25 protein-coding genes and 1 tRNA gene are annotated in these 19266 nt (G+C 70.7%); 10 read left to right on the forward strand and 16 right to left on the reverse strand.

Translation table 11 applies throughout. From position 1 onward, the window contains the following. Positions 1-18: 18 nt before the first annotated feature. The 3 genes from ACFVXG_RS12710 to ACFVXG_RS12720 all read left to right on the forward strand — a co-directional run bounded on the left by ACFVXG_RS12710 (position 19) and on the right by ACFVXG_RS12720 (position 2049). Complete coding sequence (locus tag ACFVXG_RS12710; RefSeq protein WP_387926891.1) at positions 19-678, forward strand: ArsR/SmtB family transcription factor; 660 nt, start codon at positions 19-21, stop codon at positions 676-678. 42 nt (positions 679-720) lie between these two features. After that, entirely contained in the window at positions 721-1209 is a 489-nt protein-coding gene (locus ACFVXG_RS12715; protein ID WP_387926892.1) for a hypothetical protein, read from the forward strand. Positions 1210-1359: 150 nt separating this feature from the next. Beyond that, positions 1360-2049 (forward strand): hypothetical protein, encoded by a 690-nt coding sequence (locus ACFVXG_RS12720; protein WP_387926893.1) that lies wholly within the window; start codon positions 1360-1362, stop codon positions 2047-2049. A gap of 102 nt (positions 2050-2151) precedes the next feature. On the opposite strand, the gene ACFVXG_RS12725 is transcribed toward ACFVXG_RS12720, so the two are convergent. Beyond that, entirely contained in the window at positions 2152-2640 is a 489-nt protein-coding gene (locus ACFVXG_RS12725; protein WP_380461575.1) for a YajQ family cyclic di-GMP-binding protein, read from the reverse strand. A 218-nt stretch (positions 2641-2858) separates the two neighbouring features. Between ACFVXG_RS12725 and ACFVXG_RS12730 the strand changes: the two genes are divergently transcribed. After that, positions 2859-2939: transfer RNA gene (locus ACFVXG_RS12730), tRNA-Tyr, on the forward strand. 151 nt (positions 2940-3090) lie between these two features. Here the strand turns inward: ACFVXG_RS12730 and ACFVXG_RS12735 are convergent. From ACFVXG_RS12735 to ACFVXG_RS12800, 14 genes are all read right to left on the reverse strand, one after another. After that, a complete protein-coding gene (locus tag ACFVXG_RS12735) occupies positions 3091-4482 on the reverse strand; it encodes a tyrosine-type recombinase/integrase (RefSeq protein WP_387926895.1) in 1392 nt (463 codons plus the stop codon). Beyond that, positions 4482-4667, reverse strand: a complete 186-nt coding sequence (locus ACFVXG_RS12740; protein WP_387926897.1) for a helix-turn-helix transcriptional regulator — start codon at positions 4665-4667, stop codon at positions 4482-4484. Before ACFVXG_RS12740 ends, ACFVXG_RS12735 begins: the two co-directional genes overlap by 1 nt. 257 nt (positions 4668-4924) lie before the next feature. Next, a complete protein-coding gene (locus tag ACFVXG_RS12745) occupies positions 4925-6922 on the reverse strand; it encodes a DUF3987 domain-containing protein (protein WP_387926899.1) in 1998 nt (665 codons plus the stop codon). Next, on the reverse strand, positions 6919-7206 hold the full coding sequence (locus ACFVXG_RS12750; protein WP_387926900.1) for a hypothetical protein: 288 nt from the start codon (positions 7204-7206) through the stop codon (positions 6919-6921). The genes ACFVXG_RS12745 and ACFVXG_RS12750 overlap by 4 nt, the downstream gene beginning before the upstream one ends. Before the next feature lie 103 nt (positions 7207-7309). Continuing rightward, positions 7310-7480, reverse strand: a complete 171-nt coding sequence (locus tag ACFVXG_RS12755; RefSeq protein WP_387926901.1) for a hypothetical protein — start codon at positions 7478-7480, stop codon at positions 7310-7312. 95 nt (positions 7481-7575) lie between these two features. Then, the gene (locus tag ACFVXG_RS12760) at positions 7576-7731 is read right to left on the reverse strand and encodes a hypothetical protein (protein ID WP_387926902.1); all 156 of its coding nucleotides are present in this window, start codon (positions 7729-7731) and stop codon (positions 7576-7578) included. 170 nt (positions 7732-7901) lie between these two features. Further along, positions 7902-8582, reverse strand: a complete 681-nt coding sequence (locus tag ACFVXG_RS12765) for a hypothetical protein (RefSeq protein ID WP_387926903.1) — start codon at positions 8580-8582, stop codon at positions 7902-7904. Continuing rightward, positions 8582-9016: a hypothetical protein gene (locus ACFVXG_RS12770; RefSeq protein WP_280675274.1), complete on the reverse strand. Its 435-nt coding sequence runs from the start codon at positions 9014-9016 to the stop codon at positions 8582-8584. Before ACFVXG_RS12770 ends, ACFVXG_RS12765 begins: the two co-directional genes overlap by 1 nt. 16 nt (positions 9017-9032) lie before the next feature. Continuing rightward, positions 9033-9788, reverse strand: coding sequence for a hypothetical protein (locus ACFVXG_RS12775; protein ID WP_387926904.1), 756 nt, complete (start codon positions 9786-9788; stop codon positions 9033-9035). Positions 9789-9938: 150 nt separating this feature from the next. After that, a complete protein-coding gene (locus ACFVXG_RS12780; protein ID WP_387926906.1) occupies positions 9939-10112 on the reverse strand; it encodes a hypothetical protein in 174 nt (57 codons plus the stop codon). Next, positions 10112-10357: a hypothetical protein gene (locus tag ACFVXG_RS12785; protein ID WP_387926907.1), complete on the reverse strand. Its 246-nt coding sequence runs from the start codon at positions 10355-10357 to the stop codon at positions 10112-10114. The genes ACFVXG_RS12780 and ACFVXG_RS12785 overlap by 1 nt, the downstream gene beginning before the upstream one ends. After that, the gene (locus ACFVXG_RS12790; RefSeq protein WP_387926909.1) at positions 10354-10476 is read right to left on the reverse strand and encodes a hypothetical protein; all 123 of its coding nucleotides are present in this window, start codon (positions 10474-10476) and stop codon (positions 10354-10356) included. Before ACFVXG_RS12790 ends, ACFVXG_RS12785 begins: the two co-directional genes overlap by 4 nt. Before the next feature lie 69 nt (positions 10477-10545). Further along, complete coding sequence (locus ACFVXG_RS12795; RefSeq protein ID WP_387926911.1) at positions 10546-11817, reverse strand: hypothetical protein; 1272 nt, start codon at positions 11815-11817, stop codon at positions 10546-10548. Then, the gene (locus tag ACFVXG_RS12800) at positions 11814-12092 is read right to left on the reverse strand and encodes a hypothetical protein (RefSeq protein WP_387926912.1); all 279 of its coding nucleotides are present in this window, start codon (positions 12090-12092) and stop codon (positions 11814-11816) included. Before ACFVXG_RS12800 ends, ACFVXG_RS12795 begins: the two co-directional genes overlap by 4 nt. A gap of 453 nt (positions 12093-12545) precedes the next feature. Between ACFVXG_RS12800 and ACFVXG_RS12805 the strand changes: the two genes are divergently transcribed. Next, positions 12546-13394, forward strand: coding sequence for a GntR family transcriptional regulator (locus ACFVXG_RS12805; protein ID WP_387926914.1), 849 nt, complete (start codon positions 12546-12548; stop codon positions 13392-13394). Beyond that, positions 13391-14089, forward strand: coding sequence for an HAD family hydrolase (locus tag ACFVXG_RS12810; RefSeq protein WP_387926916.1), 699 nt, complete (start codon positions 13391-13393; stop codon positions 14087-14089). The genes ACFVXG_RS12805 and ACFVXG_RS12810 overlap by 4 nt, the downstream gene beginning before the upstream one ends. A 15-nt stretch (positions 14090-14104) precedes the next feature. Here ACFVXG_RS12810 and ACFVXG_RS12815 read toward each other — a convergent pair whose 3' ends face one another. Further along, the gene (locus ACFVXG_RS12815; protein ID WP_387926917.1) at positions 14105-15139 is read right to left on the reverse strand and encodes an AAA family ATPase; all 1035 of its coding nucleotides are present in this window, start codon (positions 15137-15139) and stop codon (positions 14105-14107) included. Between the two features lie 720 nt (positions 15140-15859). Between ACFVXG_RS12815 and ACFVXG_RS12820 the strand changes: the two genes are divergently transcribed. The 4 genes from ACFVXG_RS12820 to kdpF all read left to right on the forward strand — a co-directional run bounded on the left by ACFVXG_RS12820 (position 15860) and on the right by kdpF (position 19265). Continuing rightward, on the forward strand, positions 15860-16330 hold the full coding sequence (locus ACFVXG_RS12820; RefSeq protein ID WP_387926919.1) for a hypothetical protein: 471 nt from the start codon (positions 15860-15862) through the stop codon (positions 16328-16330). Between the two features lie 583 nt (positions 16331-16913). Continuing rightward, positions 16914-18743, forward strand: coding sequence for an APC family permease (locus tag ACFVXG_RS12825; protein ID WP_387926920.1), 1830 nt, complete (start codon positions 16914-16916; stop codon positions 18741-18743). Between the two features lie 301 nt (positions 18744-19044). Then, the gene (locus ACFVXG_RS12830; protein ID WP_387926921.1) at positions 19045-19179 is read left to right on the forward strand and encodes a hypothetical protein; all 135 of its coding nucleotides are present in this window, start codon (positions 19045-19047) and stop codon (positions 19177-19179) included. Beyond that, entirely contained in the window at positions 19176-19265 is a 90-nt protein-coding gene (gene kdpF, locus ACFVXG_RS12835; RefSeq protein ID WP_045693083.1) for a K(+)-transporting ATPase subunit F, read from the forward strand. The genes ACFVXG_RS12830 and kdpF overlap by 4 nt, the downstream gene beginning before the upstream one ends. The last annotated feature ends 1 nt before the right edge of the window (position 19266 follow it).

The following is a 19266-nucleotide window of genomic DNA, read 5'->3' on the forward strand; positions in this document are numbered from 1 at the left end:
ATCTGCGAGGGTGGGCCCGTGGCCGAGCACGAACAGGAACCCGCCGACGGGGACGAGCAGCAGCAGCCCACCACCTGGGTGAAGGAGCGCCAGGTGGGCGACGTCGCGGTGCTCAAGGCACTCGCCGACCCGCTGCGCCTCGCCATCCTCGGCGCGCTGAAGGCCACCGAGGACCGCCCGCTGACCGCCAAGGAGCTCGCCGCCGAGCTCGGCGAACCGCAGACCAAGCTCTACCGGCACATCAAGCAGCTGGAGAAGGCCGGGCTGGTCCTGGTGGCCGGCACCCGGCTGGTCTCCGGCATCGTGGAGAGCCGCTACCGGGTCGCCCAGGACTCGATCCGGCTCGCCCCGGAGATGTTCACCGCCGACTCCCCGGCCCGCTCGGAGGCGTACGAGGCCATGCTGGCCGCGATCGACCGGGTGCGCGGCGAGTTCCGCGCCCATGTGACCGACGGCCGGCTGGACTTCAGCCACGCGCAGGACGGTTCGGGCCCGTCGGCCGGCCTGTTCGCGCACTTCACGCTCCGGCTCGACCCGGACCGGCTGGCCCGGCTCCGCACCCAACTGGCCGAAATCTTCGACGGACTGTCCGAAGAAGGTCCGAGTACGGCCGATGACGCCGTGGACGTGACCCTCTTCACCCTCCTCTACGGTCTCCGCGCGGGCACGGAACGATAAATTCCGGGCCGACTGTCAGTGCGGTGGGACACCATGTCCGGCATGTCGTATGAACTCCAAGCGCTGATAGGCATGTTGGAGCTGCTGACGGTGGCGGCGGCGGAAGTGCCGACGGCCCGGGTGGTCCCGCTGGCCCAGGGGCTGGCGTTGATCCCGGTCACCCCCGCCGTGCTGTCCGCGCTCCAGGGCGACACCGCCGTGCCCAAGCCCGGGGGCGGGGCGGGATTCGGCTGGCACTCCGCCGGGTTCGAACTCCGGCTCGCCGCCTGGTCCAAGGCCGGTCCGATCGCCTGCGTCGAGGCCGAGTACTTCGGCGGCAGCGGCACCCAGCGCGCCGCGGTCTGGTCGGACGGCCGGATCGTCCTCGGCCCGCTCGCCAGCGGGGAGTTCGAGCCCGTATCGGCCGAGGGCACCCCGATCTCGCGCGCCCTGCGGCGGCTCGGCGGGTTCGTCGGGCCGGGGCGGACGGACGAGTTCGACTCGGTCGGACTGGGGGCGCACCGCAGCACCGCGGGCTGGGCGGTCGGCTGAGCGACGGGTTGGGCGGCGCGGCCGGCCGACCGCGGGTCGCCGTACGACGCGCCGCCGTTCGGCGTACCTGCGGTGGCTGCCCCCGGGCGGCGACCGCACGGTGTGAGTCAGGCGATCTCGCCTGACTCGCACTGAGAGGAAGCAGTACCCATGCGTGCCACCCGGATGGCCGCCGCGCTGACCGCAGCCCTTGCGCTGACCATGGTCGCCACGGCGTCCGCCACCGCCGCAGGCCATGGAGCCGCGGCCCACCGCACCACCGTCTCGGCCCCCGTCGTCCCGGTCATCCCGGTGACGGTCCCGGCGCCGCCGACCACCCTCCCGGCCGTCGACCTGCCCACGGTCCCCGGCACTCCCACCGCCCCCGACACCCCCACGGTGCCCGGTGCCCCGACCGCCCCTGACACCCCGACAGCACCCGACACCCCCGCGGTGCCTGACACCCCCGCGGTGCCCGACACCCCTGCGGTGCCCGACACCCCTGCGGCCCCGGCCCTCCCGACCCTCCCCACCCTCCCGGCCACGCCGGACCCGGGCGCGGCCCTCGGGGCGATCGGCGACGTCGTCAAGCTGGTCACCGGCCTGCTCTCGACGGTGACCTCGGCCGTCCCCGACCTCGGTGCCGTCCAGCAACTGGTCGCCTCCCTGCAGAGCCTCCTGCAAGGCCTGCTCGGCCAACTCCCGGCCGTGCCGACGCTGCCCACCGTCCCGGGCGTCGCTGCGACCCCGCCCAGGCTCCCCGGTTCCGCACCCGCGGGCCTCCAGGAGCAGCTCGACACCCTGCGCACCCAGGCGCAGGCCCTCACCTCCACCACCCACTCCCACCACACCGCCGGCTGACCGGCCGCACCGACGCGAACGGCCCCGCCCCCGAACCCGGGAGCGGGGCCGTGCCGTCCTGCCGCCCGCGCACAGGGGGCGGGCGACCAGGGGCGGGGTCGACTAGCGGTAGTTCACGTACTGGATCGCGAAGTCGAGGTCCTTGCCCTTGAGCAGCGCCTGGACGGCCTGGAGGTCGTCGCGGCTCTTGGAGCTGACGCGCAGCTCGTCGCCCTGGACCTGGGCCTTGACGCCCTTCGGGCCCTCGTCCCGGATGATCTTCGCGACCTTCTTGGCATCCTCCGTGGTGATGCCCTCCTTGATGTCCGCGAAGATCTTGTACTCCTTGCCGGACAGCTGCGGCTCACCGGCGTCCAGAGCCTTCAGCGACAGGCCGCGCTTGATGAACTTCGTCTGCAGCACGTCCAGGATGGCGCGCACGCGCTCCTCGCCGTTGGCCTTCATCTCGATCTTCTCGCCGGAGCGGCTGATCTCGCCGCCCACGCCCTTGAAGTCGAAGCGGGTGGCGATCTCGCGGGAGGTCTGGTTGATCGCGTTGTCGACCTCCTGCCACTCGACCTTCGAGACGATGTCGAAACTGGAGTCGGCCATGGGTGTTGGTCTCCTTGATGCTCTGGCTTCACTGACACGGCCCGCCCCACCGGGCGCCCGCCGCCCAAGCCTATCCAGCGTCACCCCGGCCCCGCCCGTGACCGCCGCGCGCCACTTCTTGATCATCGCGTGATCTATCGAGTGGCGGAGCACCCCCGGGGATCAGGTATGGTTTACCACGTCGAACGGGGCCGCGAAGCCCCGCGAGACACCATCCTGGCTGGTTGCCCGAGCGGCCAAAGGGAGCAGACTGTAAATCTGTCGCGCAAGCTACGCAGGTTCGAACCCTGCACCAGCCACAGGATAGAAAACAGGCCCTGATCTGCGGAAACGCAGATCAGGGCCTGTTTCGTTGCCTTCGAACGCCGGTCACGCCGGATGGCCGTTTTGCGTGGTTTGTCTCACCTGGTTTCGCCCGAATCCCGATGCTGACCAGCGCATCTGGACCAGCTACGGACCAGGATCCGGGGCTGGCGGCGTCGGCCGGTTCCGGTTGAGCCGCTTCGAGATCAGCTCGTTGGCGTACTCGACGGTGCCGTGCAGGCACTTCGCGTAGACCCGGAGCATGACAGCGACGCTGTGCCCCGCCCGCCGGGCGACCTCGGTCGGGTCGACCCCGGAGTTCAGCCCGAGCGAGATTCCCGCGTGCCGCAGGTCGTACGGCCGCTTGCCGAGCTTCGTGGCGCAGTCGGCCGGCGACAGCACCTCGGCGCGGGCCCGCTGCCAGACCACCCCGTACCCGCTCTCCTGCACCATCCCGCCCCGGGACGTCCGGAACAGCCGCCCGTCGGGCGCGGCGCCGAAGGCGGCGATGTGCTCCCGCAGGATCGCCACCAGCTCGGGCGGGATCGGGACGCGGCGGGTCGCCTTCTCGGCCCGGTGCTTGAGCCCGCGCTTGTCGTGCGACGTCCCGTCGTCCGTCCAGGACGAGCCGACCCGCGGCCGGGTCTCGTCCAGGACCACGTAGCCCCACCCCTCGACCGGGAGGTGGCAGAGCGGGAGCGTGAGGAACACGGCCTCGGCCGGCCGCAGCCAGCCGTAGTAGAGGCAGGCGAAGAAGGCCCGGAGGTGGGCTCCGCGCTTCCCCTGGCGGCCGACCGCCTCGATCAGCGCCGCGGCCTGGTCCTCGTTGACCACCACACCGGGGTCGACCTCCTCCTCGGCCTCCGGCGGCTGCCACTGGACGGTCGGGAGGGGGTTGGCAGTCAGGTAGCCCTCCTCGACGGCGTAGCCGAAGAGGTGGCCGAGGATCCGGCGCTTGCGCAGGATGACCGAGGGGGCGGCCTTCTTGCCGTCGAGCTTCACCGCGAGGGCGTTCAGCAGGCGGCGCACCATCGGCGGCTCCTCGAAGGCTGAGACCGACACGGACTGCTTCTGCACCCAGGCCAAGGCCTTGGCCCAGTCCGCCGGCGGGTCCTCCTCCCAGGCGTTCACGTTGAACGCCCAGCTGTAGAGCGCCCGGCGGACGAGCCGCTTGTCCGGCATGCCGGCCTTCGACTTCACCAGCTCGAACGTGACCGTGGCGAGGGCGTCCGCCCACGTCGTGCGGGTCTTGGCCGGAGCGCCCTCCCATCGGGCCTCGACGTACCGCCGACCGAGCTCGTACCAGCTGATCTGCTTCTCCTTGCGGAGCTCGGAGAGCGGCAGGCCCCGGTCAACGTCGAACGGCTGCCCGTCGCGGAGGGCGGAGATCAGCTCGGACTTCCGGCCGTCGGCCGCGGTCTTGGTCAGGAAGGACTCGGAGAACTCCCGCCCCGCGACGGTCCAGCGGACCATCCAGGGGGCCCGCCGGTCCGGGCGGTGCCGGTGGTCCCAGAACTTGACCTTGTAGGAGGTGGGCATCAGGCGGCCACCTCGCAGGCGGTGAGCCATGCGTCCAGGTCGGCCCGGTCGACCCGGACCTGACCGTTGGGGAGCTTGATGAGGCGCGGCGCCTGGCCCCGGGCGCGCATCCGGTAGAAGGCGGCACGGGACATGCCGAGTTCGGCGAGCACGACGGGGAGCTTGAGCAGTTCGCGCTTGGGCATGGCGAATTCTCCTGCTGTGGGTGCGGAGTGAAGGCTGTGGTGTGTTGCGGACCCTCGCGCGGGCGGACGCGGAGGGTGGAAGGCGTCAGGGATGTCAGGGGAACTCGCTGACCTGCGGGTACGGCCTATGCCGGGGCGTCAGGAGTTGTCAGGGCTGTCAGGGGATCTCGGTTATCCCCTGACAGCCCTGACGTTCCCTGACTGGCCGTCTGGTGGCGATTGGCCTGGTCAGGGCTTTGCCCTGACATCCCTGACGGTTACGCAGGCGCGTCTGCGGCCGTGGGGGTGCTCACGGCCGGGTGGACGCGGTAGGTGACGGCCTGGGGCCGGCCGCGCTGACCGCTGGCGGTGGGCTGGTCGGTGCGGAGCCAGCCGTGCTGTTCCAGCAGGTGCAGGGCGGGTTCGACGTCGGCGACCTTCTTGAACCGCCGGGACGACGCGACGGCGTCGTGGGCCTTGATGTGGGTGCGGTGGGTGCCGTCCTTCTTCGGCCGCTGGAGCCACTGGAGGAGGGCGTGGGCGTCCTCGGTGGCGGGGTCGGCGGCGATGAGGTCGAAGACCGCGAGGGTATGGGCGGTGTAGTAGTCCGCGATCTCGGCGGCGCGGTCGACGGTGGCGGCCTCCAGGCCGGCCCGCCAGGCGTTGCTGTCCCGGTCGGAGGCGATGCGGTCGGCGAGGTGCAGCAGAACGGCGATCCGGGCGATGTGGCCGACCAACTTCCCGGCCCAGTCCTTGATGTGGGCGAGCGGCTGGTCCGGGCGGAGCTGGACCTCGACGCGCTCCTGGAGGCGCTCGATGGCGAGGTCGGCGGCCTGGTCCATGAGCACGGTGACCGGGTCGGTGAGGTCGGTCATGGCGCGGAGCAGGCGGGTCAGGTTGCGGTCGTAGGCGTTCGCGACCTGCTCGGGGATCGGCGCGGTGCGGACCTTGCGGTAGCCCAGGTTGGAGGGCGGCAGGGAGTACAGGAACCGGGCGAGCAGGCCGCGGTCGCGGGCTCCGGGGGCGGTGCCGAGCTCCTGGAGGACGGCGGGCTGCGGGGTCACGCCGATGGTCAGGGCGGGCTTGTCGACCGTGGGCTGCTCGCGGGTGATGCGGTCGGACTGGAGCCGCTCGCCCTTGTGCGCCTGGAGGAACACCCCCAGGTTCGGCTTGCTGCTGTAGCGGCCGACCATGCTGTCGAACAGGTCGCCCTCCGGGGAGAGCGCGGCCAGGCACCGGTGCACGGCGAGCTGGCTGGTGACGGTCTCCGGGGTGATGTCCCCGGACAGCGTCAGCCGCGGGGTCGGCGGGACGGTGATCTCCTCGGCGAGCATCTTCGCGGCGGAGATCTCCGCGATGAGCCGGGTGCGGTCGAGGTCGGGGTTCTTGCGGGCCTTGGCCATCAGGGCGTCGACCTCTGCCAGCGCGGCGTCTTTGGCCGTCTCGGCCTCGATGATCACCGCCCTGGCGCCGGCCTGGAACTCCGCCTCGACCTTGTAGACCGGGCCCATCGTGAACGCGAACACGTCGGACTTCCGGCTGGCCGGGGGCATCGCGCAGGTCAGGTAGAGGTTGGACTGCTCGCGCCAGCCGGGCCGGATCTCCACGTTCACCCGCCCGCCGGCGGCGGTCGACAGCGCGGCGAGGGCCATGGTGGCGGCGGCATCGGGCGGGGTCTGGGTGAACTCGGCGACCGCGGCGACGTAGGCGCCGACCCATCCGGGCAGGGCCTGGACGGGGAAGGTCGGCAGGGCGCCGTGGGAGCCGAGGGGGACGGGGTCGAGCCAGGTGTCTCCGGCGGCGAGGTCGGCGAGCATCGAGAGGGCAGCGGTACGAACGGCGTCGAGGTCGGCCTGGTCCTCGCCGGCCATGGCCATGTTGGCGAGGCGGCTGGTGGCGGTGCCGATCCGGCGGCGCTCGGCGGCGAGGCGCACGATCTCGGCGTAGTAGTCGCCGTTGGCGGCGGTCGGGGTCGCCTCGACGCAGGCGTGCAGGTAGCCGGGCCCGCCGACGCGGCCCAGGTCGCCCTGGGCGCGCAGGGCGCCGGCCAGCAGCATCGGGTCGACCGGCCGCTCGCCGCCGGCCATGCGCGTGATGGTGCGCCAGATCGTCTCGTGCGCGGGGTGGTAGAACGCGCTCGGGTCGCCGAGCTGGGCGGCCAGCGCCGGGATCTGGGCGGGGTCGAGCAGGGCGGCGCCGATGACGGCCTGCTCGGCGGCCTTCACGTCGGCGGGCTCGGGGCGGAACGGGATCACGTTCAGGGAGTTCTCGCTCACCGCTCCTCCTCGTCGGGGAGCTGGTGGTGGTCGAGCCAGGCGAACGCGGAGGTGGTCTGGGCGCGGTAGTAGACCTCGATGGCCGCGCCCGGGACGCTGCCGACGTGGACGCGCGGGTCGACGAGGCTGGCGTACAGGCGCGCGCCGTGGTGCACGCAGGCCCCGGCGGCGTCGCCGTGGCGGTCGAGGACGGTCACGGCGTCGAGCGGGCCCTCGCAGGGGCTGGCGTCGCCGAGGTGGGCGGCCTCGCAACGGGGCTGCGGCGAGGTGGTGCTTCCGGGCATGCTGGAGTCCTCTGATCTCTGAGAGGGGATCGGATTGGCCCCGCAGCAACCGCCCGTTACCCGGCAAGGTCGACGGTTGCTGCGGGGCTTCGTGCTGTGTCGGTCAGTCGTCCTCGGGGCCGCAGAGGCAGTCCTCGGGGGCGGCGCCCTGTCCGATCTGGCAGGCGCAGTAGATGAGTCCGAGCGGCGTTTCGATGGGCTCGCCGCCGGTGCAGTGGTCGCACTCGCCCGGCGCCCAGTCGGCGGCGTCGAACTCGTCGTAGTCGTCGTCCACGGTGAAGCCTTTCGCTGGGCAGCCCGACGGGACCGCCGTCATGTGACCGGGTCCGTCGGGCTGTTGAGGGGACAGGCCCCGGGGAGGGCAGTGATTCAGCTGAAGACGCTGGGGTTGGTGTGCATCGAGCGGTCGGTGCAGTCCTCGGCCCAGCACTGGTGGGTGCAGCAGGTGCGGCGGTCGTCGGGGTGCATGCCGGCGTCCTCAGCGGCGACATCCGCGGCGAGGGCGGCGGCCAGGTCCTGGTCCATGGAGGTCTCCTTCTGGTGATCGACTTCCCCTCCCGGCGGGTGCCGATCGGAGGGGGTAGGGCGGTAGGTAGGGGAGTGGTAGGGAGGGCGGTAGGTGTGCGCTGACCTGCGGTTCCTACCGCCCTACCGCCGCCCGAGAGAGGGGGGCGGGAGGGGCTGGGGGAGCGGGGTCAGGCAGCCTTCTGGGCAACCGCCGGGACGGTGCCCGGAGCGGCCTCCGGGAGGGCATCCAGCAGCACCGCGAGGCGGTTGCGCTGGCGCCCGTTGAAGGTGAGCTTCTTGCCCTCCACCAGACCCACCCCCAGGCCCTCCAGGTGGCCCCTCAGGTCGGGGACTTTCCAGCCGCCGAAGAGGCCCCTCGCCTGGCCCTCCTCCAGGACCTGGGAGAGGTGTGCGGCGGTGCCCTGGTCGGACATCGCGGCGACGTGCCGTACGAGGGCGTACAGATCGGCCTCGGCAGGGGCGTCCTGGAGCTCGTCGTCCTGGTCGTCGGGGTCGTCCGGCCCGGCCTCGGCGGAGGCTTCTTCCTGGCCCCCGGCTTTGACCTTGGCGGCCTTCTCCTTCGCGGTCTGGTCGGCCTCCGCCAGCTCGGCGGCGGCTTCGGTGTTGCCGACCACGACCGCCACGACCACCCACAGGACGAGGAGGACGGTGACCGTGGTCGGCGCGTACCGGGCGACGGGCCGGGCCAGGACGGGGGAGAGGAAGAGCCCGAGGGCGAGCGCTCCCCCGACCTGCTGGCGGGTGATCGAGACCTTCTCGACGCGGGGCCGGACGGCCCGGATGATCAGCCTGTTGCCCAGGCCGAACGCGGTCATCGACACGCCTTCGAGGTAGCGGTGCAGCTTCATCAGGCACCGACCAGGCCCTTGAGGACCGAGCCGATCACGGTGAGCGGCAGGGCCCAGATTCCGCCGGCGGCGGCGTAGACGGACGGCACGGTGGCGCCCAGGATGCTGTCCTTCCACGGGCCGGGCTTGGTGCCGAACAGGGCGAGGGTCAGGATCGCGGCGACCGCCCCGGCGCCGACGTTGCCGAACGCCTGGCTCTGTGAGGTGAAGGCGTGGGTGAGGGCGTCGCCGACCGTGCCCGGTGCGCTGAACGCCTGCCCGGCGCCGGCGGCGAAGATACCGAAGACGATCATGAGCCAGGCGGTGTGCTCGTCCTTGTGCTTCTTGGCGAGCTTGCCCTGCTTCTCGGCCTTGCGGCTGCCGAGGATGATCCACACGGCGATGGCCAGGCAGAGGCCGCCGGAGCCGAACGAACCGAGCAGCTGGGTGTCCATGGTGATCTCCTGACGGTCAGTGGTGGGAGCTGGAGAGCAGGGTGATCAGCGGAGCCAGGCCGAGGGCGCCGACCAGGGCGGAGGCGAGCGGCACCCTGACGAGGACCAGGACGGTGAGGGCGCCGGGGCCTCGGACCTCGGACACCCGGACGTGGCCCCACCTGCGCATGCGCAGGTCGAGGACCCAGGCGCCGGCCGCGGCGAACGCGGCGACGGTGAGGGGCAGGTGGGCGGCCAGCTGGACAGCGCCGACGTTGAAGCCGACCACGGCGGAGGCGGTGGTGAGGATGCACCAGCGGCGGAAGCGGCGGGCGCGCTCGGACTGGGGCTGGCGCCACAGCACGGAGGCCTTGTGGCGCTGGGCCAGCCGTTCGGACCGGTGCCGGGCCTTGCGCTGCTCGGGGGTCTCCCCCTGCCGCTGGTACCAGTCCTCGCGCTCGTTGCGGATCCGCTCGGCCCGCTCTTCCGGCGTCTCGCTGATCAGCAGGCCCAGGCGGTTCACCAGGCTGTCCATGTCGTAGGCGGGGGCGGGCGGCGGGACGAGCTGCTGCGGGTCGGCGGGGCCGACCTCGTCGACCGGGTCCTCGTCGGCCTGGTCCTCGCCGGCGTCGCCGAGGGCGGCTTTGCGGAGGTCGACGGGCTCGGCCTCGGGTTCGGGAGCGGTGCGCTGGTTCCACGGACCGCTCTTGCGCCACCACTCGGCAACGGGCTCGGGTTCGGCGTCGGGCACGCCGACGGTCGGCGGCTGGGTCGGGGGCGGGGGGATCGTCACCGCAGCCACCCCCGGCGGGCCAACTCGCAGAGACCCCACACGGCGAGCCCGACGTCGACCAGGATCAGCAGCAGGTAGAGCAGGTAGATCACGGCTGTCTCCTCTCGGGAGAGAAGGGGGCCCGGCTGGGACCGGGCCCCGGACGGCGGGTCAGGAGGAGCGCCACCAGGCGCGGACGGGGTTGGCCTCCAGGGCCGTGGTGCGGCGGGTCTTGGCGTCCATGGCGGCGTGCCCGGCGTGGTCCGCCTCGCGGACGGCCTTCGCCCTGCGCTGCTGGCGGGACTGCGCGGGCTGGGCGGGCTGCTTCTTGCCGAAGCCGCGCATCAGGTGCCCTCCCCGATCCGGCCGACGAGGACGAACGGCTCGCCGTCCAGCTCGCAGATCGCGTGGAACTCGGCGGCGTATCGGCCGTCGACGCAGGCGTCGGTGACCGTCAGGCGGTGGCACCAGGCCTCGCGGGGCAGGCTGGCGACCTCGTCGATCGTCAGCGGCTCGGCGAGGCGGTAGGCGAGGCCGCCGTGGTCGAGGCGGGCGATGCCGAGACCGGGCACGTTGCGGATGGTGTTCACCGGGCACCGCCCGACTTGCCGACCTGGACGGTCAGCACGCGGTCGGCGCCGGCGGCGGCCCGGGTGCGGTCTTCGGGGGTGATCGGGGGGATGGGGGGTGCGGTACTGATCAGGATCATGACACTGCCCTCGGTGTGCGCGTGGTGGGGCGGATCTGGGGGAGGGGGAGATGTCCTCGCGGCGGACGCTCAGGCGGCGGCCGGCGGGTTGTTGCGCTCGGTGTCGACGTGGCGGCGCAGGCGCACGGCGTAGTCGTTGCGGCAGCTGAGGGCGTCGCGGACCTTCTTGGTGCTGAGGTCCTCGCCGCGCGCGGCGAGGTTGTCGGCCAGGACGCGGACCCGAGCGATGTCGGTCGGGTCGAGGGGGCGTTCCCCGGCAGCCGCGGAGGCGTTCCCGGCGGCCTCGTCCGGGCGGTCCGCCTTGGGAGCCTCGGAATCGGGTGCGGGTGCGTACGACCCCGTTCCGTAAAGGGCTTCCAGCCTTTCGATCGTGATCGGGGAAGCGTTCCGCGACTCGTCGGGCACGGTGTCGAGGTAGACGCCGTCGGATGGCCCGGAGGGCAGTGGGAGGGTGAGGGCGGGGAACGGGTCGTCGGGCATTCCCGGCCACAGATCGGCGGGCGCCGGGAGAACGCTCAGTTCCGCCACCCGGGCGCGGGCGTTGAGCCTGCGGGCGAGCAGATCGGCGGTCAGGCCGGGGACAGTGACGCCGTGGACGTACTCCCACGCGATCCGCCACGCCTCGTCGGCCGGCAGCGCGCCGAACGGCGCGGCGGACAGCAGGCGGTCGGCGACCTCCCGGACCTGCGGGTGGTGCTCGGAGCGACGGCGGGTGTGCTCGGCCTTCTCCTTCGCCTGCTTCTTCTCGGCAGTGGTCGGGCCGCGGCCGCCGTGGGTCTGGAGGTCGGTCAGCCAGACGGCGCCGATGCTGGACAGGGCCAGCACGAACGCGACCCAGTGGTGCGCGGGGTACTGCTGCCAACCGTGGGCGAAGTTGATGCCCCCGGCGACCAGGCCGGCCGCCCACGCGCCGAGGCGGTAGGTGCGGGTGGAGCGCTCACCCTCGGCCTGGGCGCCCATGGCGACCAGCGCCCATGCGCCGCCCTCCAGCATCGCGGCCAGCAGCACCGCGAGCAAGAGGTGCACCTGCGCGCCGTCGAGCGCGGCAACCTGGGACACCAGAGCCGGCACGATCGAGCAGGCCTGCACGAAGCGGACGAACGCCCGCGCCGGGTTGGCCGTCACCCACCCGGTCACCCGGCCGAGCCGCTCGGCCCGCGCCGCCCGGCGCCGGCCACGGGTCTCCTCGGCGGCGCGCTGGTCGGCCTCCCGCCGCTGGCGGGCCGCTTCGGCGTCCAGCCGGTTCTGCTCGCGCTCGTCCCGGCGGTCCGCTCGGGCGTCGGCGCGGTCGGCCTGGCGGTCGGCCCGCCGCTCGGCGCGGTAGCCACCCAGCCCGCTCACGCGGCCGCCAGCTCCAGGCTGGCGGTACGACGGACGATCGCCCGGCACCGCAGCGGCACCGGCGCCATCTTCATCTGCTGCTCGGCGAAGGCGGCCAGCTCCGGGTCCTCCCGGCGCAGGTCCGCCACCACCGCGTACGCCACGTCCAACCGGGCCTGGCGCTCGATCGCCGACTCGCCGACCACGCCGGCGAACAGCTCCTCGTCCACGCCCAACGCCAGCTCCGCGAACTCCTTGGAGTCCTTGGCGTGTTGACCTGCAACAATCGACTTCACGGGCCTACCTCTCTCGTGGGTTTGTGGGCCCAGGGCCGCCGCGCGCCCGGCCAAGGAATGCGCGGCGGCCCAATCCACGGGCCCAAGGAAGGCAGCGGCCAGCGTGGGATGCACGGCGTGCTGCACGTGGACGGGGAGGGATTCGCACCCTCGCCCCCGCAGGGGCCCGCTGCGGGCCGTCCGCCTGGTCTGCCACCGCCTCTCCCCAGACACCTCCCTTCGCGGGGTTCTCGGCGGGACCTATGGAGTTGTGAAGGAACGAGCGCTGCCTTCGGGGGGCTGTCACCCCACCCCTCTGGGCGCGTTTGTGCAGCTCAGAGCAGCCCAAAGAAGGCCCCTCTGTGTCGCCTCTGTCTCACTTGGTGCGACACGCACAACATAGACAACCTGCTTAGGCAGGTCAAGAGAGTTGGGTTTCTCGCGCCTGTTGGGCACCTCCCCTAGCATTGGCGTATGGCCCTAGACCCGGATGACTCTCGCCCCCCGTATCAGCAGGTCGGCAGCTCTCTGCGGGCCTCGATCCTTACGAAGAAGCCGGGCTTCGAGACCGGCGACAAGCTCCCCTCAGGCCCCGAGCTGGCGAAGCACTTCGGCGTGGCGCGCGGCACGGTGGACAAGGCGCTCGACCTGCTCCGCACCGAGGGACTGATCGTGACCCGACAGGGGAGCGGCTCGTTCGTGCGGGAGCGCACCTCTCGGCCGGTCGGGCTGCGGCCTCACCTCGAAGCAGCCTTCGAGCAGCAGCAGGTGACCCTCGATTTCGCCGGGTTCTCCAGCGAGACGCTGCACAACGCGCTGCAGGAGCCGCTCGACAAGGTCCGCTCCGGCCGGCTGGCGCCGGAGTCCATCACCGTCCGGCTGCTGCTGCCGGACACGACGGCGCCGATGGCCGTGCCGGTGCTGGTCGACGGGCTCCAGGACGAGGTCGCCCTCCGGGAGCGCGCTCGGCACATCGCGCTGACGAACGCGGGCGGGATCGCGCACTCGGTGGAGATGCTGGCCGAGCTGGGCCTGGTCCAGAAGGCGAGCGTCCAGGTCAAGGTGCACCGGGCGTCCAGCCTGTTCAAGCTGTACATCCTGAACCGGTCGGAGGCGTTCTTCGGCTTCTACCCGCTCCGCGAGCGCACCGTGTCGATCGACGACACGGCCCACACCTTCTACGACGTGACCGGCAAGGACACCACCCTGTTTCACCACGCCGCCGGCCCGGACGATGCCTCGCTCGGATCGCAGTACGTCCAGCAGGCCCAGATGTGGTTCGACAGCGTGTGGAGCACGATCGCGTACGAGCGGCAGCCATGACCGCCACCCCTCAGCAACTCGCCGACGTCCTGCGGCCGGTGAAGCACGTGCTCCTCGACTTCGACGGCCCGGTTTGCTCGGTCTTCGCCGGTCTTCCCGCTCCGGAGGTCGCTCGGCGACTCCGTGAGGGCCTGCTCGCCTCGGGCGAGCAGGCCCCGGTCGGGGCGGAGGAGGAGAACGACCCGCTCGCCCTGCTCCGCCTGGTCGCGGATGCCCGGCCCGATCTCACGGCGAGCACGGACGCCGTGCTGGCCGCGCTGGAGACCGAAGCCGTCCGGGTCGCCCGCCCGACCCCGGGCGGAGAATCGGTTCTCCACGCGTGTGCCCGCTCCGGCCGCCTGGTCTCCGTGGTCAGCAACAACGCGGGCACGGCCATCGAGGCATACCTCACCGGGCACGGTCTCAGCGACTACGTGGCCGGCGTCTTCGGGCGTGCCCCAGGCGACCCCTCGTCCATGAAGCCGAACCCGCGCCTCTTGCTCGAAGCGATGGAGGCTGCGGGTACCGCGCCAGGGCAGTGCATTTTCATCGGCGACGCGGCCCGCGATGTCGAGGCTGGGGAGGCGGCCAGCGTCCTTACGATCGGCTACGCCAATAAGCCAGGGAAGGATGCGAAGCTGGCCGCTGCCGGGGCCGTGGTGGTCGTGAGATCCATGGAACTCATCGCCGACGCGCTGGTCGCTCACTCCGAATAGGAAACCGGTTCGACGTCAACCAAACACCTTGTGGGCAATTTCCCGACTCAGATCGGCAGCCTTTCCAGAATTCAAGGGGTCGGAGTTCCACATCTCAAATGCCACTCTCAGGCAGTGCGACCACTCTCGGCCTAGGCGTCGCGAAATCGATCGAAGCCATAGGTGATGTTCGAGTCCCATCACCTCGGCAGTCGCAATATTGACGCTTTCGGTGGTGCACCCAAGACGATCTGCTAGCTCACTTGGCTTGCCGATTGCATAGCCGATAAAAACTTTCTCCGGCGCCTCTTCGCCTGGCAAGAAGCTTAGGCGATTTGCAACTCTTGGATTACTTCGCTGGTCGCCGTCAAGGATAGCTACAACTCGCAAGCGCTTCGCGTTAGACAGTGCTGATTCTGCCATTACTAGGTCTTGCCAAGCTCCCGATGGGACGATCTCAAGCTCGCTCATGCGCGGGAATGACGTCGCGGTGAGGATCATTCGAAGTGTCGCGGCGGCGACTTCATCTTCAACGAGCAGAAGTCCCGATACGCGAGATTCGGCGCCCAAAACCTCCCTAATGTCAGAGAGGTTGTTTGGCTTAAAAATGAGAGATCCGGATGGAGATCGAACGCAGGCGCGAACCCACTCCACCGGAACCCGCTGAATAAAGTCTGGAGAATGGGTAGCGATGATCACTTGGGTGTCGTGCGCTCTGGCAAGTCTTGCAATCTCGTCCATCAGGGCGGCTTGTCCACGCGGAGAGATGTGAGCCTCAGGTTCATCAATAACGAAGACAGAGTCCCGGGCGTACTGCATCTCCCAGCGCAGCTTGTGAACATAGAGCTCGCCATAGCTCATATCATAAGAGCTAATCCAATTGCTTCCCGAGCGCGCCCTTACGTAAGGCTCGATAGGCCCGTACTTGTCCGCGCGAACGGGAATATAAATGACCTCATCGTACGAGGCGCCCAAAATCTCGCGGAGTGCATCCAGGTCGGCCCGCTTTTGGGTTATTTCCTTGCCCTCCTGGCGCTCTGTGAAATCGGGAATCAAATCCTGGAAGAACATGTGAATATCGGCTGGGGTTGCTAGGGGTGTGTAGACAATCGGATACAGGTCCAAGTCCGGCCATGAGTCGTCGCGCCTGACACTTTCCCCCAAGTCGCTGACGACGACCTTGTGCTCTCCGTCGATATTTAGATCAAGAGTGCAGACTCCGGCGAGAGTTTTGGGCCCAGGATATCTTCTCGCTCCTACGAAGGGAGGGTGATCCTCGTGCATTGCCCCTCTCTGTAGAGCCTCTGCGATGTAGCTGAGGAGGGTGCTTTTTCCAGACCCGTGCGGCCCGCAGACAATTGTTAGCGGGGTTAGGTCTACGGAGGAGCCGGGAAATTTTGCATCCTTATCGAATGAGATCTTTTGAACCATCCTCGACGGCGCAAACGACTTCATGGAGGTCCAAAGTTTCACCGATGCTCGTGAGAGTCCCGCCATGAATAATTCCCCTCTCCGGCCAGTCTATTCAAAGCACCACCTCGGGCTGCATCGCATGCTACGCCAACATGTCTTGGATAGGTCGCGACTTTCTGGATTCCACACACGGCTGTGATGGTGCAGGTCATCCAGGGGATAGTGCTGGAGTCGGCAAGCGATCGAACAGCGGGATGGTGACCTGCGAGGTGCCGGTGCGACCCGGGCGCTGGCCGTAACGGGGACGCCCCCTCAGCGAGCTCGCCGCGAGGGCGGGCGCCCTTCTGCAGGGCGGGTGACCTCTGTAGGTTCTGGGCGGTGATTACTCAGATCGTCACGCTGGTGGGTGTCCTGCTGGGGGCGCTCACCTCGTTCGTGGCCACCGGGTGGGCGGAGCGGACCAAGCACCGGCGGCTGATGGCCGCGCGGTGGGACGAGAGGAAGCTCGACACCTACGTGCAGTACGCGACCTGCGTGAAGGAGATCGTGGCGGTGGCCAAGCGGGCCGTCGACGCCGAGGCGGGGTCGACGTCGCGGGCGGAGTTCTTGGCCACGATGGAGCAGGCGGAGATTCGGCGGTCGGCGCTCTTCGAGACGCTCGTTCTGCTCGCGAGTCCGGCCGCGGTGGAGGCGGCGAAGGCGGTGAACGCCGCGCTGTGGGAGGCCGAGATCGCGGCCCGCGGGCACGCCGGCGTGCCCGACGGTGCCGTCCTGATCGGGTTGCTCAACGCCTACCACTCGCAGGCCCGGCTCGATCTCGGCGTCGGCAACCCGACCGGCGGAGAGTGATCGGAAACACAGAAGGGCCAGGCTCGGGCAGCGTCTCCGCTGCCCGAGCCCGGCCCTTGGGGTGCTCGCGGGGGTGGGTTGGTCAGGGGTTCCGGGATCATGATCCGGACCAGTGGCGGACCAGATCCGGGCCGGGAGCAAGAGTCCGCAGGTCAGAGCGCCTCTGGTCAGCGGCCTGTAAATCTGTCGCGCAAGCTACGCAGGTTCGAACCCTGCACCAGCCACAGGATAGAGATCAGCCCCCGATCTGCGGAAACGCGGATCGGGGGCTGTTTCGTTTGCCCGGGCGGCGGGGCCGAGGGCGGGGCTTGTTGCGCATTGCTTGCAATTACCTTTGGGAGGCAGCAGAGTGGGGCGTCGGGGGTGGGAGTCCTTCGACCGAGCTGATCGTCTTCCCAACCGGCGCCCGCCGGGACAACGGCTCACCCCACCCCCGCCAAGCCCCCTTCGTGCCGTACGGCGGCGGCGTCAAGACCGCGTCAAGGGCACTGGTGGCGGCGTCAGGAACGCGTAGGGGACGGGCGCCTCCCGGGCGCGCGAACCGCAGGATTCGGAGCAACTACCGACTGCGGAGGTCCGTCCGATGTCCAGCGCCATCTCCACCCCGGCCGTGACGGCCGACGAACCGCCCGATACCGGTGCGGGCGACGAGCGGCACCGGCTCAGCGCGCTCGGCGGACTGGCCGCGCTGTCGCTGGACGCGATGGCCTCGGTGGCCTACGGCCCGGAGTCGATCGTGCTGGTGCTGGCCGCGGCCGGCGCGTACGGGCTGGGCTTCACGGTGCCGGTCACGGTGGCGATCGCCGTCCTGCTCGCGGTGCTGGTCGCCTCCTACCGGCAGGTGATCGCGGCCTTCCCGGACGGCGGCGGCTCCTACGCGGTGGCCAAGGCCCACCTGGGCCGCCGGACGGCGCTGACCGCCGCCGCCTCGCTGGTGATCGACTACATCCTGAACGTCGCGGTCTCGGTGACCGCCGGAGTGGCCGCGCTGACCTCCGCCGTACCGAGCCTGTACGACGACCGGGTCTGGCTCTGCCTGGGCGTGCTGGCCCTGGTGACCGCCGTCAACCTGCGCGGCATCGCCGAGTCGGCGCGCTGGTTCATGGTGCCGACGGCCGTCTTCGTCCTCTCCATTCTGGCGATCATCGTGGTCGGCCTGTTCCGGGACGCCCCCGCCAGCACCGCGGCCGCCGCCGGCCACGCCTCGGTGCTCGCCGAGAACGCCACCGCGGTCGGCGCGCTGCTGCTGCTCAAGGCCTTCGCGGCCGGCTGTTCGGCGCTGACCGGCGTCGAGGCGGTGGCCAACGCCGTCCCCTCCTTCCGGACCCCGCGGGTGAAGCGGGCCCAGCACACCGAGGTCGCGCTGGGCGCCCTGCTCGGCGTGATGCTGATCGGCCTGGCCGTGCTGATCGGCCGCTTCCACCTCCAGCCGGTCGACGGCGTCACCGTGCTCGCCCAGCTCGCCGACGCCTCGCTCGGCCACGGCGTCGGCTTCTTCGTCGTCCAGTTCGCCACCGTCGTCCTGCTCGGCCTCGCCGCCAACACCTCCTTCGGCGGCCTGCCGGTGCTGATGGACCTGCTCGCCCGGGACAACCACCTCCCGCACGTCTTCGCGCTGCGCGCCGACCGCCAGGTGTACCGGTACGGCGTGCTGTTCCTGGCCGTGGTGTCGGCCGCGCTGCTGGTCGGTTCCGGCGGCGACGTCAACGACCTGGTGCCGCTGTTCTCGATCGGCGTGTTCGTCGGCTTCACCATCTGCCAGGTCGGCATGGTCCGGCACTGGTACCGGAACCGTCCGGCCGGCTGGCGGCGGAAGGCCGCGCTGAACGGCTTCGGCGCGGTGCTGACCGGCGTCGCGACCGTCGTGGTGACCGGCACCAAGTTCACCGAGGGCGCCTGGGGCATCGTGGTGGCCCTGCCGCTGCTGGTGGTGCTGTTCGAGGCGATCCACCGCAGCTACGGGCGGATCGGCGAGCGGCTGGAGCTCGGCCGGGTGCCGGGCGCGGTGACCCGCCAGCGCAGCCTGGTGGTGGTCCCGGTGACGGCGATCACCCGGCTCACCCGGGACGGCCTGTCGGCGGCGCTCTCGCTGGGCGACGAGGTGTTCGCGGTCACCGTGGTGCACGACCCGGCCGACGCCGAGGCGCTGCGCCGGGACTGGGAGCTGTGGCAGCCCGGGGTGCCGCTGCTGGAGATCCCGGAGGACCACCGGCGGCTCGGCCAGCCGATCGCCGACTTCGTCAACCGGCTGGGCGAGGAGCACGCCTACGACCGGCTCACCGTGCTGATCCCCGAGGTCGAGCCCGCCCACTGGTGGCAGCGCGCGCTGCAGAACCGGCGCGGCGCGGTGATCGACCGCGCCCTGCGCCGGCACACCGACGCGGTGGTCTGCCGGCTGCGGATGCGGATGTGACCCGGCTGCCCCGGTAGAGCCGGTAGAGGGTGACGGACGGGCCCCGGTAGGGGAGACGGACGGGCCCCGGTGCGACGCCGTGTCGCACCGGGGCCCGAATCGCGTCCGGGGCCGGTCCTCGACGCGCCCCCGCCCGACGCGCCCCAGGTCTCGGCCCGATCACGCCGGTCTCGGCCCGGTGAAGCGGACGTCAAGGTCGCGTCAACGGACCGCTATCACCCGTATGGAGGGCGTCAGGGCTCCCTAACGCGCCTTAGACGGCTGGTTTGCTTCGTCTGCCGGTCGTCCGCCGGTGCCGAGCGTGGCCTTCCGGCCCGCCTGCGGCATCTTCCGAACCACGCTGGTGGAGCCCATGTCCGATCTCATCTACGTCGGTGTCACGGTCGCCGTGTTCGCCGTCATCGCCCTGATCGCGCGGGGGGTGGAGAAGCTGTGAGTGCCGAGAACATCGCAGGTCTGGTCGTGGCCGTCGCTCTCGTCGGCTACCTCGTCGTGGCGCTGATCTTCCCGGAGAAGTTCTGAC

It is taken from the genome of Kitasatospora sp. NPDC058162 (assembly GCF_042884005.1).
GTDB lineage: Bacteria > Actinomycetota > Actinomycetes > Streptomycetales > Streptomycetaceae > Kitasatospora.

Bases quoted from the DNA above. Each gene is read 5' to 3' on its own strand.
- ACFVXG_RS12750 (WP_387926900.1), bottom strand. From the start codon at position 7,206: ATGCCCGGAAGCACCACCTCGCCGCAGCCCCGTTGCGAGGCCGCCCAC.
- ACFVXG_RS12790 (WP_387926909.1), bottom strand. From the start codon at position 10,476: ATGATCCTGATCAGTACCGCACCCCCCATCCCCCCGATCACCCCCGAA.
- ACFVXG_RS12815 (WP_387926917.1), bottom strand. From the start codon at position 15,139: ATGTTCTTCCAGGATTTGATTCCCGATTTCACAGAGCGCCAGGAGGGC.
- ACFVXG_RS12715 (WP_387926892.1), top strand. From the start codon at position 721: ATGTCGTATGAACTCCAAGCGCTGATAGGCATGTTGGAGCTGCTGACG.
- ACFVXG_RS12765 (WP_387926903.1), bottom strand. From the start codon at position 8,582: ATGAAGCTGCACCGCTACCTCGAAGGCGTGTCGATGACCGCGTTCGGC.
- ACFVXG_RS12805 (WP_387926914.1), top strand. From the start codon at position 12,546: ATGGCCCTAGACCCGGATGACTCTCGCCCCCCGTATCAGCAGGTCGGC.
- ACFVXG_RS12720 (WP_387926893.1), top strand. From the start codon at position 1,360: ATGCGTGCCACCCGGATGGCCGCCGCGCTGACCGCAGCCCTTGCGCTG.
- ACFVXG_RS12780 (WP_387926906.1), bottom strand. From the start codon at position 10,112: ATGCGCGGCTTCGGCAAGAAGCAGCCCGCCCAGCCCGCGCAGTCCCGC.
- ACFVXG_RS12740 (WP_387926897.1), bottom strand. From the start codon at position 4,667: ATGCCCAAGCGCGAACTGCTCAAGCTCCCCGTCGTGCTCGCCGAACTC.
- ACFVXG_RS12735 (WP_387926895.1), bottom strand. From the start codon at position 4,482: ATGCCCACCTCCTACAAGGTCAAGTTCTGGGACCACCGGCACCGCCCG.
- ACFVXG_RS12770 (WP_280675274.1), bottom strand. From the start codon at position 9,016: ATGGACACCCAGCTGCTCGGTTCGTTCGGCTCCGGCGGCCTCTGCCTG.
- ACFVXG_RS12810 (WP_387926916.1), top strand. From the start codon at position 13,391: ATGACCGCCACCCCTCAGCAACTCGCCGACGTCCTGCGGCCGGTGAAG.
- ACFVXG_RS12760 (WP_387926902.1), bottom strand. From the start codon at position 7,731: ATGGACCAGGACCTGGCCGCCGCCCTCGCCGCGGATGTCGCCGCTGAG.
- ACFVXG_RS12825 (WP_387926920.1), top strand. From the start codon at position 16,914: ATGTCCAGCGCCATCTCCACCCCGGCCGTGACGGCCGACGAACCGCCC.
- ACFVXG_RS12725 (WP_380461575.1), bottom strand. From the start codon at position 2,640: ATGGCCGACTCCAGTTTCGACATCGTCTCGAAGGTCGAGTGGCAGGAG.